Raw genomic sequence first — 15,443 nt, forward strand, 5'->3', positions numbered from 1 at the left:
TAATCGGCTCTATATACCAATGGTTTGTACTTTGGACAGGGCAACGCTGCCCTTGCCGGCCAGGTTGAGCATCAGCTCGCCGCCGGTCTGGCTGATGGTCACGCTGTTGACCGTGGCCGGCAGGTAAGTGGCCAGATCCGTTGCGGCGCCATCGATCGGTGCGCTGGCCTTAAAGGTGTAAGTACCGACCGGCACCACGGTGCCGGAAGAATCCTTGCCGTCCCAAGTGAAGCTGGCATCACCGGCCGCGCGGCTGCCCAGGTCGATGGTGCGAACAGCTTTGCCGTCCTTATCGGTGATGGTGACGGTGCCGCCGGCGATCGACGAAGGCACGGTGACCGAACCGGTCAGGCCTTTGGTTGGGTCGTCGAGCTGCGCGGTGTTGGTCTGCACGATCACGTTGCGACCGACCAGCGACGACGCCTGCAAGGCTTGCGAGGAGTTGTAGTTGCCGGCCAGCGAGCTGACGGTGCTGTTCAGTGTGGTGATGCCTTCCAGACTGCTGAACTGCGCCAACTGTGCAACGAACGCACTGTTGTCCTGCGGATCGAGCGGGTTCTGGTTTTTCAGCTGGGTCACCAGCAATTGCAGGAACGCATCTTTGCCCAGCGCCTGGCCACCGGTGGCGCTGTTGGTCGCCGAAGCGATGCCGCCGGAGGTGCTGCTGCTGGCCGTCTTCGACGAGTTGGCCAGAATGTCGTTCATGCTCAGGGAGCTGGTGGTATCGGTAACGCTCATGGCAGTCGCCCCTTATTACTGACCGAGGGTCAGTACCTTCTGCATCATGGTTTTGGCGGTGTTCATCATTTCGGCGTTGGTCTGGAACGAACGGCTCGCGGAAATCATGTCAGCCATTTCTTCCACCACGTTGACGTTCGGGTAGTAGACGTAGCCTTTGGCGTCGGCCGCCGGATGGTTCGGCTCGTAACGCGCTTCGAGGTTGCTCTGGTCTTCGACCACACCGAGTACCTGCACGCCCTGCCCCGCGGCGTCCTGACTCTGGAACAGCGAGTTGCTGCCAGCGTTTTGGCCGCCCTGAAACATGGTGGCGAACACCGGGTGACGGGCGCGGTAGGTCTGGTCGATGCTCGAGGAAACGGTTTCGGCGTTGGCGATGTTCGACGCCACGGTGTTCAGACGCGTGGTTTGTGCGCTCATGCCGCTGCCGGCAATGTTGAAAACGCTGGACAGGGACATGGATTACTCTCCGCGCAGGGCTGAGACCAGCCCTTTGAATTTGCTGTTGAGCAGCGTGAAGCTGGCCTGGAAGCCCACGGCGTTTTCCGCGTAGTTGGACTGTTCCAGTTGCGCATCCACGGTGTTCTGGTCGATCGAAGGTTGCATCGGCGTGCGATACAGCAGCGATTCGTCGCCATTGTCCAGGCCTTCAGCTTCGATGTGACGGCTGTTGGTCATGTTCAGGGCGATGGTGCCGTTGGCGTTCTTCTGGGTCTGTGCTTCGAGCACTTTCGAGAAGTCCAGATCCCGCGCCTTGTAGTTCGGGGTATCGGCGTTGGCGATGTTGTTGGCCAGCACTTCGGCACGCTGGGCGCGGAAGCCCAATGCTTTTTCGTGAATGCCGAGCGCTTTATCGAAGCTGATGCTCATGTCGGGAACCTTCAGGTGACCGGTTTTTCGTACATGAGCTTTAGCAAGCCGCGTGCCAAACAGAAGAAACCCCGTAAACCGGGGCTTTGCGGGCAGCCGGCAAAGCGGCAATGCCAGAAAAGCGGCAAGCGGTTTCCGCCAGATGCCGCTTTTCTGCCGCTTCGCCCTGCGAGCACCTCCCCCTGTAGGAGCTGCCGAAGGCTGCGATCTTTAGATCTTGATCTTAAAAAACAAAATCAAAAGATCGCAGCCTTCGGCAGCTCCTACGTGAAGCATGCGGCAAAAAAAAGGAGCCCCTGAGGGCTCCCTTCTTCTGCACATGCTTCATTTCGCCTGGTAAATAATCCCCGGGCTGCACTGCACCATCTGGTAATGATCCGGCAAACCGTTCAGCGCTTCCGATGCGCCAAGGAACAGATAACCGCCCGGCTTCAGCGTGCTGTGAATGCGCAGCAGGATGTCTTTCTTCACTTCGGCAGAGAAGTAGATCAACACGTTGCGGCAGAACACGATGTCGAACTTGCCCAGCGCGGCATAGCTGTCGAGCAGGTTGAACGAGCGGAACTCGACGCGGCTTTTGATCGGCGCCTTGATCACCCAGCGCCCCGGGCCTTTCGGATCGAAGTAACGCTGCAGACGTTCCGGCGACAAACCGCGGCCAATGGCCAGGCTGTCGTACTCGCCGGTCTTGCAGTTGTTGAGCATCAGGCCGGACAGATCGGTGGCAACAATCTGCACGCCCATCTTCAACTGACCGAGGTTAGTGCGCTCAAACTCATCGATCGACATCGACAGCGAATACGGTTCCTGACCCGACGAGCACGCCGCCGACCAGATCCGCAGACGCTGGTTGGGGCTGGCCTTGATCGCTTCGGGCAGGACTTTTTTCTTCAAGACTTCAAACGGATAGGTGTCACGAAACCACAGGGTTTCGTTGGTCGTCATGGCATCGACCACCTGCTCACGCAAACCGCTGCGCGGCTGGGTCTGGATGCGCTGCACCAGCTCACCCAGGGATTTGATGCCTTGCTGTTCCATCAGTTTGTTGAGACGGCTCGAGACCAGGTACTGCTTGTTTTCACCGAGCAAAATGCCACAGGCTTTTTCCAGGAAGACCCGGAACTGTTCGAAATCCAAATTACCCGTAGACAATGATGCCGCCTCTTAAATCGTGTTGACCGCCAGGAGCAAAGCGCTCCTAACTGATATCTGCTGCTTTGATCCGGTCGACTACCCGGGATGCCAGGTCATCAGGGCGGAATTTGGCCAGAAAGTCATCGGCGCCGACTTTCTTGACCATCGCCTGATTGAATACCCCGGACAACGAAGTATGCAGGATGATATGAAGCTTTTGCATGCGCGGGTCGCTGCGGATCTCCGCCGTCAAAGTGTATCCGTCCATCTCCGGCATCTCGATGTCGGAAATCATCATCAGGAACTCTTCTTCCGGCTTCTTGCCCTCATCGACCAGTTTGCGCAGGTAATCCAGCGCCTGTTTGCCGTCGTTCAGCGCCACCACTTCGACGCCGACCGTTTGCAGACAACGCGACACCTGCTTGCGCGCCACCGACGAGTCATCGACCGTCAGCACCCGCAGCGACAACGCTTTGGTCTGGGTCTCGACATCGACCACGCCCACCGAAATCGCTTCCGGCGTCGGCGCAACTTCCGCCAGCACTTTCTCGACGTCGATGATTTCGACTAACTGATTGTCCACCCGAGTCACAGCGGTCAGGTAATGATCGCGACCCGTGCCCTTGGGCGGTGGATGAATCTCTTCCCAGTTCATGTTGACGATGCGCTCCACCGAGCGCACCAGGAAACCCTGGGTCTTGGTGTTGTACTCCGTGATGATCACGAACGGGTTGTTCTTGTCTTTCAACGCGCCGGAGCCGGTCGCCATCGCCAGATCAAGGATCGGAATGGTCGCCCCCCGGATATTTGCCACCCCGCACACGACAGGACTGGACTTGGGCATCAACGTCAGCGACGGGCATTGCAGCACTTCCCGCACCTTGAACACGTTGATTCCGTAGAGCTGCTGACCGTCGAGACGGAACAACAACAGCTCCAGGCGATTCTGCCCCACCAGTTGCGTGCGCTGGTTTACCGAATCCATTACACCAGCCATGCCCAGACTCCTACCTCAACGCCAAGTGTTGTTGCGACGCACATTCATTGCTAAACGGCACGGCGCTTGCTTTTTAACTCGTATGAACGCTCAAACGACATTTTTCCGACACCTGACCTCTCCCCTTCGCAAAGGGCTTTGCGCGGTGTCTGCCGCCTGCTGTTTGCTCGCTGGCAGCCCTGCCATTGCGGATTCGGTTACCTTGCCTGACATGCTTATCGGCGTCACTCAGGGCTTTCTTGAGTTCACCGTAGAAGACTATTTGGCAACCAGTCAAACCGAAGGCCGCTACGAGATCGAAGTCAAGCAGCTCGATCCGCGTATGCGCATGCCGATGTGCGACAAGGAATTGACAGCGTCGCTGGAGAACACCCCCCGTCCTTTGGGCCGGGTGACGGTCAAGGTTCGCTGTGAAGGCAGTTCGCCCTGGACGGTGTTCGTGCCCGCTCAAGTCCGCCTGTTTCGCGAGATTGTCACCACCACCCGAGCGCTCAGGCGCGCCGGGATTATCGAACCTCAGGACGTGACCTTGCGCGAACGCGATGTCAGTCAGATCAATCAAGGTTTTCTGACCTCGGTAGACGAAGCGATCGGGCAGAAATTAACCCGACCAACGGTCGCCGATCAGGTGATTACCCAAGTCCACCTGGAACAGGCCGAAGTCGTGCGCAAAGGTGATCAAGTGGTCATCACCGCGCGCAGCGGCACACTCGCCGTGCGCATGCCCGGCGAAGCCCTGTCCAACGGCGGACTGAAAGAACAGATCCGAGTGAAAAACCTCAATTCGCAACGGGTGATCAAGGCGCAAATCATCGCGCCGGGACAGGTGGAAGTTTCCATGTAAACACCGAGGAGAAAACTGGCGCTGGCCATGGCTGTTCCCTAAACTGTGCCGCAGCAGGACGCGCGCGGGTGCATGCAGCTTTCATTGCTAAATGTGCCTAAAGTTTTCCAGGAGATGGCCGAAAACATGGCAAGCGTCCAAATTCCCAGAGGTTTTTATCATGGTCATCGATTTCAGCCGTTTGAACAGCTCCTCGTCACTGACAGGCAGTACACGTACCAGCGCGCCCAAGGAAACCGCCGAAAACGGCACTTCCGCGCCGCTGAATACCCAGGCCGAAACGGCCAGTACCGCTAAAAGCGGGGAATCGGTACACCTCAGCAATGAGGCTCAACAGTTGCAGAAGGTCACTGACAAGCTGCGCGATCAGCCTGCTGTCGACAAAGCCCGTGTGGCCGAGTTGAAAGCCGCGATTGCCGATGGCAGCTATAAAGTCGACAGCAACCGTGTAGCCAGCAAACTGCTCAACTTCGAAGCCCAGCGCTAGGCTTTTGCCAGCGCGAGGCTTTTGGACGCTTAAAACCCAAGGCCAGCCATGCACGACACTAATTTATTGCAACTGATCAACGACGACTTTGCTCCAGCTCAACAATTGCTGGAGTTATTGCAAACCGAGTCCCTCGCTTTGCACGGTCGCGACATGCCCCTGCTCGAAGAGATTCTGGCAACCAAACAGGCACTGATCATTCTGCTTGAACAGCATGGACGCAAGCGCAGCGAAATTCTCGTCAGCCTCAACCTGACGCCAGACCGTCAAGGCCTTGAGCAACTGGCCGCGCAATCGAGCGTTGGCCAGCAGCTGCTGACCCAGGGCGATGCCCTGACCGATCTCATCGCCCAATGCCAGGCGGCCAACGTCAAAAACGGCCAGTCGATCCTGATGCAACAGGCCGCGACCAGCAATCAACTGAAGATCCTCACCGGGGGCGAAGCGCCAGCGTTGTATGACGCCAGCGGCACGTTTGCCAAACCCGCGATGCCGCGTCCGCTCAGCCAGGCATGAGTCGTTGATGCGCCAGCTCTATCAACTCGCGAAACATGCTGGCAAAATGCTGGCTAGTCGTCATATTTTGTCTGGAGATTGATAAACCGTGTCCAACGCCCTCAGCGCGGATGATGCTCCGCAGCCTCCAAAGGTGCTCACCACACCTCTGGAAATCTCCAGCAACCTGCGTCAGCTGCAAGACAGCCATGATCCGCTGATCATCACCTTTCACGAGCGCAGCCAGCGTTTCCAGAGCTACCTGATCAAGGTCGATCGCGATACAGCTTCGATTAACCTCGATGAAATGGTGCCACGTGACGGTGAACGCTTTCTGCTGGCGGGCGAGCCGTTCAAGGTTGAGGGTTTCCATGAAGGCGTGCGCATCGCCTGGGAATGCAATGGCACGCTGGACATCGTCGATGCCGACGGCGACCGCTTCTACACCGGCGAACTGCCGACCGAAGTGGTTTACCACCAGCGCCGCAACGCCTTCCGCGCCGCGCTGAAGCTGACCGATCTGGTCAACGTCGAACTCGGCGGCGAGAAACTCAAGGCGCCGATCAACGGCAAGCTGCTGGACATCTCCGCCACCGGTTGCAAGCTGCGCTTTGAAGGAGACATCACTGACCGCCTGCAACTGGGCCAGGTCTACGACCGCCTGATCGCCCCGCCGCTGTTCGGCAATCAGCCGACTTCGGTTGAACTGCGTTATCTGCATTTCGAAGAAAAACTCAACATCACCTTTGCAGGTCTGCGCTTCCACAACATCAGTGGCCAGGCGGCGCGGAACGTTGAGCGCTTTGTGTATCAACTGCAGCGTGAAGCACGGCGTTTCGATAAAGACGATATGTGATTTATAGCGGCAAATAAAAAAGGGCAGTCCTTGGCGGGACTGCCCTTTTTTGTGCCTGATCGAAAATCCAATTAACACTGAGATCCCTGAGGCGAGGGGATTTATCCCCGCTGGGCTGCGAAGCGGCCCCAAATCCTGACTGCACAATGTTCCTGTTGAACCGAGCTGGATGGTTTTGCGACTGCTGCGCAGCCGAACGGGGATAAATCCCCTCGCCACAGGTTAAGTGTTTCCCTCTTACACCTATGTGATTTATAGCGGCAAATAAAAAGGGCAATCCTTGGCGGGACTGTCCTTTTTTTGTGCCTGAGAGAATTCAACCAAGAATCTGTGGTGAATGATTACTTGTGGCGAGGGGATTCATCCCCGACCGGCTGCGCAGCAGTCGCAAAACCATGCAATGTGGTGTGTCAGGAAGAATGTGGATTCAGGGGTTGGGGCTGCTTCGCAGCCCAGCGGGGATAAATCCCCTCGCCACAGGTTAAGTGTTTCCCTTTAGGATTTTGCGCCTATGTGATTTATAGCGGCGAATAAAAAAGGGCTGTCCTTGGCGGGACTGCCCTTTTTTGTGCCTGAGAGAATTCAGCCAAGAATCTGTGGTGAGTGAGTTCTTGTGGTGAGGGGATTCATCCCCGACCGGCTGCGCAGCAGTCGTAAAACCATGCAATGTGGTGTGTCAGGAAGAATGTACATTCAGGGTTTGGGGCTGCTTCGCAGCCCATCGGGGATGAATCCCCTCGCCACAGGTTAAGTGTTTCCCTTTAGGATTTTGCACCTATGTGATTTATAGCGGCGAATAAAAAAGGGCTGTCCTTGGCGGGACTGCCCTTTTTTGTGCCCGAGAGAATTCAATCAAGAATCTGTGGTTTATGAATTACTTGTGGCGAGGGGATTTATCCCCGCTGGGCTGCGAAGCGGCCCCAAATCCTGACTGCACATTTTTCCTGTTGAACCGAGCTAGATGGTTTTGCGACTGCTGCGCAGCCGAACGGGGATAAATCCCCTCGCCACAAGAATTCACTTACCACAGGGTTATCCATTCATCATTAAATCTGTGTTCACCACAGGTAAATGTTGCAGTCAGATTCAGGGTCTTGCACCGCTGATGTCTGGCGTCGGTTTATCGCTGCCATCATCCGGCTCTGTTGCCACCACTGGCTCCGGCGGAGTCTCAGATTCAGGCTCCACTTCCGGCTCTGGCTCAGGCTCGGCCGGTGTCTGCATCTGATCCTGCACCACCTGTTCATCCACCCGTGGATCCAGCGCTGCCACCAGCGGTGAGCTGGACATACTGTCCGGCATCGCCACGTGATGCAGCGGCGCGTCATCAACCTGGTGCAGATTGGTCACGGCTTTCGGACGGATTCGCCACACCAGCACCAACGCAAAGAAGCTGAAAAACGCATACAGACTCTGGCTGCCGAGAAACTTCATCAACACACCCGCCAGCAACGGCCCGATGCTCGCGCCGACGCCGTACGTCACCAGCAGCATCGCCGTCAGCGAAACCCGGCGATCGCCCTCAACGTGGTCATTGGAAAACGCCACCGCCAGCGGATAAAGACAGAACTGCACCAGCGAGCAGAAGAAGCCGACCACAAACAGCACCTCCAGCGGCACCTCCGGCATGATCGCCAACGGCAGCGCCGCCACCGCGAGGAACCCGGCAAAGCAGCGAATCAGCAGCGCACGATCGTAACGGTCGGACAACCACCCCAGCGGCCACTGCACCAGCAGCCCGGCAAAAATGCAGCTACCCATGAACAGACCGACCTGCTCGGTCGAGAGCCCTTGCTGCGAGGCATACAACGGCGCCAGACCGTAAAACGCACCGATGATCAAACCGGCACCCAGCACCGTACTCAGCGACTGCGGCACACGTTTAATGAAGAAGCGCGGTTCCATCGGCGCAGGATGCAGCGGCGCCGGGTGAATCCGTCGGGTCAGCGTCACCGGCACCAGGCACAGGGCGAAACACAGCGCGACCAACATCAACAGCTCCGGCCCCAGCCCAGGGTGCATGACCAGAATTAGTTGACCCAACACCAGCCCCAGATACGAAGCGATCATGTAACCGCTGAACACCATCCCACGCTGATTGGCATCGGCCTGCTCGTTGAGCCAGCTCTCGATCACCATGTATTGGCACATCATGCCCAGACCGACAATCGTCCGCAGCACCAGCCACGCCGGCAGCCAGTCCACCAGACCATGCCCGAGCACCGCCGCACCGACGATCCCGGCGCACGCCGAATACGCCCGGATATGCCCAACACGCGCGATCAAGCGGTGACCGATCTTGCCGCCCAGCACCAGACCAAAATAGTTGCAGGCCATCAGCGCACCGACCCACAGCCCGTCGACATTGTCGGCGGCCAGGCGCAAAGCCAGATAAGTAGACAAAAGGCCCGAGCCGATCAACATCATCAGCGAGGCGAAATACAGCGCTCGAAAGGATTTCCAGATTTGGCGCATCGGCGTTCCGAGCGGCTCCTTGCAGTGAGTCCGGGCTATCAAACGATAGCCCGGTGGCGACAGTTCGTCAGGCCTGGGCTGCTAGAACACGTCGTTCCCAGGGGGTAATTTCATCAAAGAAACTCGTCAACTCCATGGTCTTCGAAGCGATGTAGCCTTCGATGAACTCCTTGCCGAACAGTTCCATGGCCAATTGGCTACGTTTCAGACGTTCGAGTGCGGCATGCAAGGTACACGGCAGCGACAGATTGTCCGGCACTTCGAATTCGCCCTGAATCGCTTCGGTCGGTTCCAGCTCATGCTCGATGCCATGCAAGCCCGCGGCCAGGCTGGCGGCGATTGCCAGATACGGATTGGCGTCGGCGCCCGGCAAACGGTTTTCGACGCGACGGGCCACCGGCGAGCTGGCGGGAATCCGTAAGCCGGCGGCGCGGTTGTCATGCGACCAGCAGGCATTGTTCGGCGACGCAAATGGATGACACAGACGCTGATAGGAATTCACGTTGGGCGCAAACAGCGCGGTGAATTCAGCCATGCCCGCCTGCTGTCCGCCGATGAAGTGGCGGAACATTGCGGTCGGCTGACCCTTCTCGTCGCTGAATACATTTTTGCCGCTGCCGATCTCGACGATGCTCTGGTGAATGTGCATCGAACTGCCCGGCGTGTGCGCCAGCGGTTTGGCCATGCACACCACGGTCAGCCCGTGTTTGAGCGCGACTTCTTTGAGCAGATGTTTGAACAGGAAGGTCTGGTCGGCCAGCAGCAGCGGATCACCGTGCAGCAGGTTGATCTCAAACTGGCTGACGCCCATTTCATGCATAAAGGTGTCGCGCGGCAAACCGAGGGCCGCCATGCATTTATAGACTTCGTTGAAGAACGGCCGCAGACCGTTATTGGAACTGACGCTGAACGCCGACTGCCCATCCTCGCGGCGACCGTCGAGACCAACGGGTGGGCGGAACGGTTGATTCGGATCGGTATTGGGTGCGAAGACAAAGAATTCCAGCTCGGTCGCCACCACAGGCGCCAGGCCCAACGCCGCATAACGGGCGATGACTTTCTTTAACTGGCCACGGGTCGACAGGTTGGAGCTTTCGCCGGTCAGCTCATCGGCATCGCAGATCGCCCATGCGCGCGGTTCGTCGCTCCATGGCAACGGATGGATCATGCTCGGTTCGGCCACCAGCGCCAGGTCACCGTCATCGCTGCCGTAAAACTTCGCCGCCGGGTAACCGCCCATGATGCATTGCAGCAGCACACCCCGCGCCATCTGCAAACGCCGCCCTTCGAGGAACCCCTCGGCGGTCATCACCTTGCCTCGCGGCACGCCGTTCAAATCCGGCGTGACACATTCAATCTCATCAATGCCCGTCAATCGCTGTGCGAGTGAGCGCTGGCCATCGGTTGTCATGACGCAATCCTTGTTGTTGTGCGAGCCGCGAACGGCGACCCGGACAAAATAGGCTGCGGCTGTTCGGAATATCAAGCAGCGTCAAATAAATATCCGATCTTCTGTAGGAGCTGCCGAAGGCTGCGATCTTTTGATGTTGCCGTTAGAAACAAGATCAAAAGATCGCAGCCTTCGGCAGCTCCTACACGGGGAGACCGTTGCGGTCAGGATCAGTCGAACGTCTCAGGGGAGAAAGAGGCTGAAGAGGCCGCCACCGAGTGGGCCGCCGTTGCTGATTTCGGTGCGTCCTTCGACGCCGTTGCGCTGATGCAACGCCGCAATACGTTGGGCGAAATAGAGGCCAAGCCCCGTGCTGCCGCTGCTGTGATTGATGCCCTGCACGTAATCGGCCTGACGCTCGAGCATCTCGGCCGGGTAACCGTCGCCATCATCATTAATGGTCAGCACCAACTGCCCCGCCTCGTCGCTGACAGTAATCAGCAACGACTCGCGGGCATAACGGATCGCATTGTTGATGCAGTTGCCGAGCACTGAAGCAATCAGTTCACGGTCGAAGAAACCCAGCGGACACAGCGGATCAATTTCATAGGTGGCGATGATCCCGCGACTGGCGAACACTTCCTGATGCGCCGCCAGTTGCGCCTCGATGAAGTCGTCGAGCTCGTGATACGCCGGCTGCAACGGCATCTGATTAACACCGAGCTTATACAGCCCGAGCAACTGCACGAGCATGCCGTTGAGATGAGCGAATTCGAAGTCGATCACGCCCAGCTCGGATCCCTCGCGCTGCGCCTGTGGCAACCGCGCCAGCCATTGGCTGTGGGCCTGCATGAGCATCGCCAGCGAGTTCTTCATGTCGTGAACGGTGGAGGCGATCACCGTGGAAAAATCCAGTGTTTGCTCGTCGTGGTTCATTCGCCAAACGCCTTGCTTTTCAGCTTCTGGTAACGCGCATGACGCGCGTCGGTGTCGGGCATCAGGCCGACCATTTTCAGGCAGGCCCGACATTCTTCCAGCTCCGCCGACGGCACCGACGTGTCGGTACCGTGCAGCAGCGACTGGGCCAAGTTCAGCGCAATACTGATGTTCTTCGGCTGCAACTTCAGCGCCTTGCGGAACACCTCGCGGGCCTCCACCAGATTGCCGGTCTTGTACACGCGCACGCCCTGACGGTTGAGGTCGGCAGCAGCGTTGCTCGAACTGAGGATAGACGGGTCATCGGTGAGCTTGGCGATATCCTTCATCACCGCCGGATCATCGCCGTAGATCTCCGCGCAGCTCTTCAGCATCGAAGTGCCCGCCTCGGCCTGACCGAGCATTTGCAGTTGCTTGGCCACCAACAACGCGGCCTCAGGACTCATGAATTGCTCCATGCCGTCGAGACGCAACATCGCTTGTTCGGTGAGTTTGTCAGCGGTTTCGGCATCGTTGAGCAACAGGCTGGTGGCCTTCATCAACCGCGCACGAATTTGCAGGCCCGGGTCGCTCGGGTTTTCCTTGGCCACGGCGCTGAGCGTGGTGTTGATCTCCAGTCGTGTGCGCGTATCGAGACCGCGCTCGCTGCCCTTGCTGATCAACGCGTGAGCCAGACCGAGATTGCTTTCCGCATCCTTGAAACGCGACTGCGCGCCCTGCGCCACGGCCTGCCGATAAGCCCGCGAGGCGGTGTCAAAATCTTCGTTGGTCATCGCCAGTTTGCCGAGCAAGGCCTGCCGGCGCACCGCCAGCGGCGACAAGCGAATCGCCTCTTCAAGGACCCGTTGCGCGCCTTTGGTATCACCCTCAGCCACCAGCACATCGGCCATGCCGTCATACAGCGACGGCATCATCGGAAACACCTTCAGAGCTTTTTCGTAAACACCTTTGGCCTGCGCAATCTGCCCGCGCTTGAACAACAGTTTGCCCAACCCGGCAAACGCCCACGGCAACGGCCGGTCAGCAATGATGCCGTTGTAGAGGCGCTCCAGCGCTTCGTTCTGATTGAGATCACGCAACGCATCGGCGCGGTAACGCAGGCACAACGGCGAGTAGCGGATGTCCTGCTTGCACAACGCAATGCAGGCGTTAAGCACCTCGACCGGTTTGCCACGGTCGAGGGCCTGCAGAATCGGTTTGAGCAAAGTCTTGCGCTGCTCCAGACGCTCCAGTCGCTGCGCCAGACCCGAACGGTTGAACGGCTTGGTCAGATACGCGTCCGGCTCATGCTCCAACGCACTGAGCACCATCGCCTGACTGGTCTCGGCGGTGACCATGACGAACACCGCTTCATGACTGATGAGCTTTTCCAGCATCAGGTCTTCAAGCACCTGCTGACCGTTCTTCTTGCCGTCGCCGAGATGGAAATCCTGCAGGATAAAATCGTAGGACTTCTGCGCACACATCTTCAGCGCCTGCTCACCGGTGTCCGCAGTGTCGACGTCCTTGACCCCAAGCTCACGCAGCATCGAGCGAACCGAACTGCGAAAATCCGAGAAATCATCGACGATCAGAAAACGCTTTTGGTGATACGACAGCATCGAAGATTTCCAGGCAATTGAAGTGAGGGCAATTTCGGGCGCGACGATGATAGCTGGCGGCAAAATGCTATCAATCAATTTAACGCGACTTTGAAGTCACCGAGTACGTTATCGGCAACGGGTGGCGTTCCCTGAGGGTGGGTGCCTGAAGATTCCTGATGTGTTTGTCGGAGCGCGAAGCTGAACTGGAAACCAACTCAGCCAGATAACTTTTACATTGCTGGAAACCCCAAACGAAAGGCACAAAAAAGCCCCACCGGGACTGTCCTGAATGGGGCTTTGAAATGTGGTGTCCCAGGCGGGGTTCGAACCTGCAACCTTCCCCTTAGGAGGGACAATTTAGCTGTAGGCCCAAGCACTCATACCCCATAGAAATAGGACTTTCCGTCCGGTTGCATCCGTGAAAACTGCACCGTATAGTTCTTTTTGCTGCCACGATGCTGTCACGGAGCTGCATTTCTTGAAAACCAAGATCACCCAGAGGCTCATTCACAGCTTACTTACCGAGCCGAAGGCTTACCGGGTGCATGACACCTTGCAGCCGGGCCTGTTCATCCGCGTGCTGCCGAGCGGGCACAAGTCCTACATGGTCACATGGGGCCGCAACAAAAATGCCACCCTCGGCCGCGTAGGGGTAATGACGCTTGATCAGGCTCGCACAGAGGCTGCTCAGTACTTAGCCGATGCGCACGCACACGGGGAACCGCTGGCCATAACCCAAGGACGAAAAGGCACCGCCCTCCCTTCCTTGCGTCAGTTCATCGACGACACCTATATGCCTTGGTTCGAGGCCCACCATAAAGGGCATGAGAAAACCCTGCATACGCTCCACAACGACTTCGACCCGATCATGTCTCAGCGCCTCGATTCAATCACAGGCCGTGACTTGGATCAGATCCGCACCGTATGGATGCAGTTGGGCAACAAACCGTCGACGGTCAATCGTAAAATGGGTTCGATCAGCGGCCTCTTCAGTCGAGCTGTTGAATGGGAGTACATCAGCAACCACCCGATGGAGAAGCTCAAGGCGCTAAAAGTCGACTCCATGGGTCTGGTTCGCTATCTAGAAGCTGACGAAAGCAGCCGCCTTCGTGAAGCACTGGACGCGCGCCAGGATGAAGCACGCGTCGAGCGCGAAACGGCGAACAAGTGGCGAGCAGAACGCAGCAAAGAGCAAATGCAAAGCTTGCAGCATTTGCCGTTCACCGATCACTTGAAGCCTATGGTGCTGGTGTCACTGAATACTGGGATGAGGCGTGGCGAGCTATTCGACCTGAAATGGTCTGCAGTAAACTTCCAAACGAAGACGATCACCGTCGCCGGCACCACCAGCAAAACAAGCGACACGCGACATATACCGATGAACAAAGAAACCGTCGGCGCATTGAAGGACTGGAAAAAGCAGGCCGCGAATTCCCTGTACGTCTTTCCAAGCCAGGATGGTGGCCGCCTCAAGGATGTTAAAAACGCCTGGCTCAAACTCTTGGAGCGGGCGAAGATCGAGGACTTCCGTTGGCACGATATGCGCCACGACTTCGCATCACGCCTGGTAATGGCCGGAGTACCGCTCAACACGGTAAGGGATCTTCTTGGGCACGCAGATATCAAAATGACGCTTCGATATGCTCACCTAGCTCCAGGCACAAAGGCCGCGGCGGTCGAGCTAATTTGATTACTAACCCTGCAAATCAAGGGGAGTAATTGTGAGACTGGCTTTGTACAGTTCCACGTGCCGCGTCAAGTCACTCCAACCCGCCCGAACTGCATCAAAATCCAACCTATCCGCACTTGAGTCAAACGACCCATCTGGATACTTACGCCAAAAAAATGAGCTTACCTTAATTGTTTCCCAGATTCGAAACTCGTCATACGTAAGCGCTTGAGGAAGATGAAGCGCAAGCATCACCAGCCTTGTGGACTCATCCGTAGACCATATTTTTTCTAGCATTGTAGATAGCGATGTACCAATTTGATCTGTAGGTTGCTGCTCAATCGCTTGAGATATCGACCACTCGATGACAGCAGTCAACGATCGTTTTTGAAGTCGCCCCATTACGTCCAGAGCGAATTTTATTTTCGGATCAATGCGAATCCCAACGCTCACCGTCGTACTTGTTTCACCAGTTCGTTTACTCGTTTTCGTAGCCATTTCCCCACCTGAATTTATATCCACTGGTTAGATTATCTATCCACTGGGTAGATAATCTAACCAAAAAAACCAGCTTGCGCGACGTGAAATTCCATGCGCACATACACAAACACTCAATCGTATAGCAATTGCTTGCATGTTAGAAAATCGCACTGTACTTTAGCTGGCAACTGGCAGTTGCCAGCTGAACCTAGGAGTCAGTATGGAACAAGCACAGCGCGTCACCCCGCTCTCAGTGGGCGTTGAGGAAGCGGGACGGATTCTTGGAATCTCTCGCTCGGCCACGTACGAGTTTATTGCCAAGGGAGAAATCAGAACCTTCAAGATCGGCCGCCGCCGACTGGTGCTCATGTCCGAGTTGAAAGCATTTATTGAACGAACCGCGAAGGAGAACGCCCGGTGATCAACGCCCTTTTTCATCAATCATTGAAGTACGTCACCTGAATATTGCCCTCCGCCATCCGTGATCCT

16 protein-coding genes are annotated in these 15,443 nt (G+C 57.0%); 6 read left to right on the forward strand and 10 right to left on the reverse strand.

The window, feature by feature from the left end:
- Nucleotides 1-9 precede the first annotated feature (9 nt).
- The 5 genes from flgD to ACIOMO_RS18910 form a co-directional block, all read right to left on the reverse strand.
- A complete protein-coding gene (gene flgD, locus ACIOMO_RS18890; protein ID WP_053122813.1) occupies nucleotides 10-738 on the reverse strand; it encodes a flagellar hook assembly protein FlgD in 729 nt (242 codons plus the stop codon).
- Between the two features lie 15 nt (nucleotides 739-753).
- Entirely contained in the window at nucleotides 754-1,197 is a 444-nt protein-coding gene (gene flgC, locus ACIOMO_RS18895) for a flagellar basal body rod protein FlgC (RefSeq protein WP_053122816.1), read from the reverse strand.
- A gap of 3 nt (nucleotides 1,198-1,200) precedes the next feature.
- Nucleotides 1,201-1,608, reverse strand: a complete 408-nt coding sequence (flgB, locus tag ACIOMO_RS18900) for a flagellar basal body rod protein FlgB (protein ID WP_401242782.1) — start codon at nucleotides 1,606-1,608, stop codon at nucleotides 1,201-1,203.
- A 324-nt stretch (nucleotides 1,609-1,932) separates the two neighbouring features.
- The gene (gene cheR / locus ACIOMO_RS18905) at nucleotides 1,933-2,760 is read right to left on the reverse strand and encodes a protein-glutamate O-methyltransferase CheR (protein ID WP_053122821.1); all 828 of its coding nucleotides are present in this window, start codon (nucleotides 2,758-2,760) and stop codon (nucleotides 1,933-1,935) included.
- Between the two features lie 46 nt (nucleotides 2,761-2,806).
- Nucleotides 2,807-3,739, reverse strand: a complete 933-nt coding sequence (locus ACIOMO_RS18910; RefSeq protein ID WP_159812703.1) for a chemotaxis protein CheV — start codon at nucleotides 3,737-3,739, stop codon at nucleotides 2,807-2,809.
- Nucleotides 3,740-3,821: 82 nt separating this feature from the next.
- Between ACIOMO_RS18910 and flgA the strand changes: the two genes are divergently transcribed.
- The 4 genes from flgA (at nucleotide 3,822) to ACIOMO_RS18930 (ending at nucleotide 6,421) form a co-directional block, all read left to right on the forward strand.
- A complete protein-coding gene (gene flgA / locus ACIOMO_RS18915; protein ID WP_082341472.1) occupies nucleotides 3,822-4,583 on the forward strand; it encodes a flagellar basal body P-ring formation chaperone FlgA in 762 nt (253 codons plus the stop codon).
- A 160-nt stretch (nucleotides 4,584-4,743) separates the two neighbouring features.
- Nucleotides 4,744-5,070, forward strand: coding sequence for a flagellar biosynthesis anti-sigma factor FlgM (gene flgM / locus ACIOMO_RS18920; protein ID WP_053122828.1), 327 nt, complete (start codon nucleotides 4,744-4,746; stop codon nucleotides 5,068-5,070).
- A 48-nt stretch (nucleotides 5,071-5,118) separates the two neighbouring features.
- Complete coding sequence (locus tag ACIOMO_RS18925; RefSeq protein ID WP_053122830.1) at nucleotides 5,119-5,586, forward strand: flagella synthesis protein FlgN; 468 nt, start codon at nucleotides 5,119-5,121, stop codon at nucleotides 5,584-5,586.
- An 88-nt stretch (nucleotides 5,587-5,674) separates the two neighbouring features.
- Nucleotides 5,675-6,421: a flagellar brake protein gene (locus tag ACIOMO_RS18930; protein WP_053122832.1), complete on the forward strand. Its 747-nt coding sequence runs from the start codon at nucleotides 5,675-5,677 to the stop codon at nucleotides 6,419-6,421.
- A gap of 1,086 nt (nucleotides 6,422-7,507) precedes the next feature.
- Here the strand turns inward: ACIOMO_RS18930 and ACIOMO_RS18935 are convergent.
- The 4 genes from ACIOMO_RS18935 to ACIOMO_RS18950 all read right to left on the reverse strand — a co-directional run bounded on the left by ACIOMO_RS18935 (nucleotide 7,508) and on the right by ACIOMO_RS18950 (nucleotide 12,823).
- The gene (locus ACIOMO_RS18935; protein WP_401242788.1) at nucleotides 7,508-8,896 is read right to left on the reverse strand and encodes an MFS transporter; all 1,389 of its coding nucleotides are present in this window, start codon (nucleotides 8,894-8,896) and stop codon (nucleotides 7,508-7,510) included.
- Between the two features lie 67 nt (nucleotides 8,897-8,963).
- Nucleotides 8,964-10,205 carry a glutamine synthetase family protein gene (locus ACIOMO_RS18940; protein WP_212543940.1) on the reverse strand — a complete coding sequence of 414 codons (1,242 nt, stop codon included), beginning with the start codon at nucleotides 10,203-10,205 and terminating at the stop codon, nucleotides 8,964-8,966.
- 324 nt (nucleotides 10,206-10,529) lie between these two features.
- The gene (locus ACIOMO_RS18945; protein WP_401242791.1) at nucleotides 10,530-11,222 is read right to left on the reverse strand and encodes a sensor histidine kinase; all 693 of its coding nucleotides are present in this window, start codon (nucleotides 11,220-11,222) and stop codon (nucleotides 10,530-10,532) included.
- Nucleotides 11,219-12,823, reverse strand: a complete 1,605-nt coding sequence (locus ACIOMO_RS18950; protein ID WP_401242793.1) for a response regulator — start codon at nucleotides 12,821-12,823, stop codon at nucleotides 11,219-11,221. Before ACIOMO_RS18950 ends, ACIOMO_RS18945 begins: the two co-directional genes overlap by 4 nt.
- A 460-nt stretch (nucleotides 12,824-13,283) precedes the next feature.
- Between ACIOMO_RS18950 and ACIOMO_RS18955 the strand changes: the two genes are divergently transcribed.
- Nucleotides 13,284-14,495 carry a tyrosine-type recombinase/integrase gene (locus ACIOMO_RS18955; protein WP_401242796.1) on the forward strand — a complete coding sequence of 404 codons (1,212 nt, stop codon included), beginning with the start codon at nucleotides 13,284-13,286 and terminating at the stop codon, nucleotides 14,493-14,495.
- Between the two features lie 3 nt (nucleotides 14,496-14,498).
- Here ACIOMO_RS18955 and ACIOMO_RS18960 read toward each other — a convergent pair whose 3' ends face one another.
- Nucleotides 14,499-14,972 carry a hypothetical protein gene (locus ACIOMO_RS18960; protein WP_401242798.1) on the reverse strand — a complete coding sequence of 158 codons (474 nt, stop codon included), beginning with the start codon at nucleotides 14,970-14,972 and terminating at the stop codon, nucleotides 14,499-14,501.
- Between the two features lie 202 nt (nucleotides 14,973-15,174).
- Between ACIOMO_RS18960 and ACIOMO_RS18965 the strand changes: the two genes are divergently transcribed.
- Entirely contained in the window at nucleotides 15,175-15,375 is a 201-nt protein-coding gene (locus tag ACIOMO_RS18965; RefSeq protein WP_401242801.1) for a helix-turn-helix domain-containing protein, read from the forward strand.
- Nucleotides 15,376-15,443: the final 68 nt, after the last annotated feature.

Source organism: Pseudomonas sp. NPDC087804 (assembly GCF_044742965.1).
Taxonomy (GTDB): Bacteria; Pseudomonadota; Gammaproteobacteria; order Pseudomonadales; family Pseudomonadaceae; genus Aquipseudomonas; species Aquipseudomonas rustica.

What these genes read in the sequence shown, in the direction of transcription:
- flgD (WP_053122813.1), bottom strand. Translation starts at nt 738, where the DNA reads ATGAGCGTTACCGATACCACCAGCTCCCTGAGCATGAACGACATTCTG.
- flgC (WP_053122816.1), bottom strand. Translation starts at nt 1,197, where the DNA reads ATGTCCCTGTCCAGCGTTTTCAACATTGCCGGCAGCGGCATGAGCGCA.
- flgB (WP_401242782.1), bottom strand. Translation starts at nt 1,608, where the DNA reads ATGAGCATCAGCTTCGATAAAGCGCTCGGCATTCACGAAAAAGCATTG.
- ACIOMO_RS18910 (WP_159812703.1), bottom strand. Translation starts at nt 3,739, where the DNA reads ATGGCTGGTGTAATGGATTCGGTAAACCAGCGCACGCAACTGGTGGGG.
- flgA (WP_082341472.1), top strand. Translation starts at nt 3,822, where the DNA reads ATGAACGCTCAAACGACATTTTTCCGACACCTGACCTCTCCCCTTCGC.
- flgM (WP_053122828.1), top strand. Translation starts at nt 4,744, where the DNA reads ATGGTCATCGATTTCAGCCGTTTGAACAGCTCCTCGTCACTGACAGGC.
- ACIOMO_RS18925 (WP_053122830.1), top strand. Translation starts at nt 5,119, where the DNA reads ATGCACGACACTAATTTATTGCAACTGATCAACGACGACTTTGCTCCA.
- ACIOMO_RS18935 (WP_401242788.1), bottom strand. Translation starts at nt 8,896, where the DNA reads ATGCGCCAAATCTGGAAATCCTTTCGAGCGCTGTATTTCGCCTCGCTG.
- ACIOMO_RS18940 (WP_212543940.1), bottom strand. Translation starts at nt 10,205, where the DNA reads ATGACCGCCGAGGGGTTCCTCGAAGGGCGGCGTTTGCAGATGGCGCGG.
- ACIOMO_RS18945 (WP_401242791.1), bottom strand. Translation starts at nt 11,222, where the DNA reads ATGAACCACGACGAGCAAACACTGGATTTTTCCACGGTGATCGCCTCC.
- ACIOMO_RS18950 (WP_401242793.1), bottom strand. Translation starts at nt 12,823, where the DNA reads ATGCTGTCGTATCACCAAAAGCGTTTTCTGATCGTCGATGATTTCTCG.
- ACIOMO_RS18960 (WP_401242798.1), bottom strand. Translation starts at nt 14,972, where the DNA reads ATGGCTACGAAAACGAGTAAACGAACTGGTGAAACAAGTACGACGGTG.
- ACIOMO_RS18965 (WP_401242801.1), top strand. Translation starts at nt 15,175, where the DNA reads ATGGAACAAGCACAGCGCGTCACCCCGCTCTCAGTGGGCGTTGAGGAA.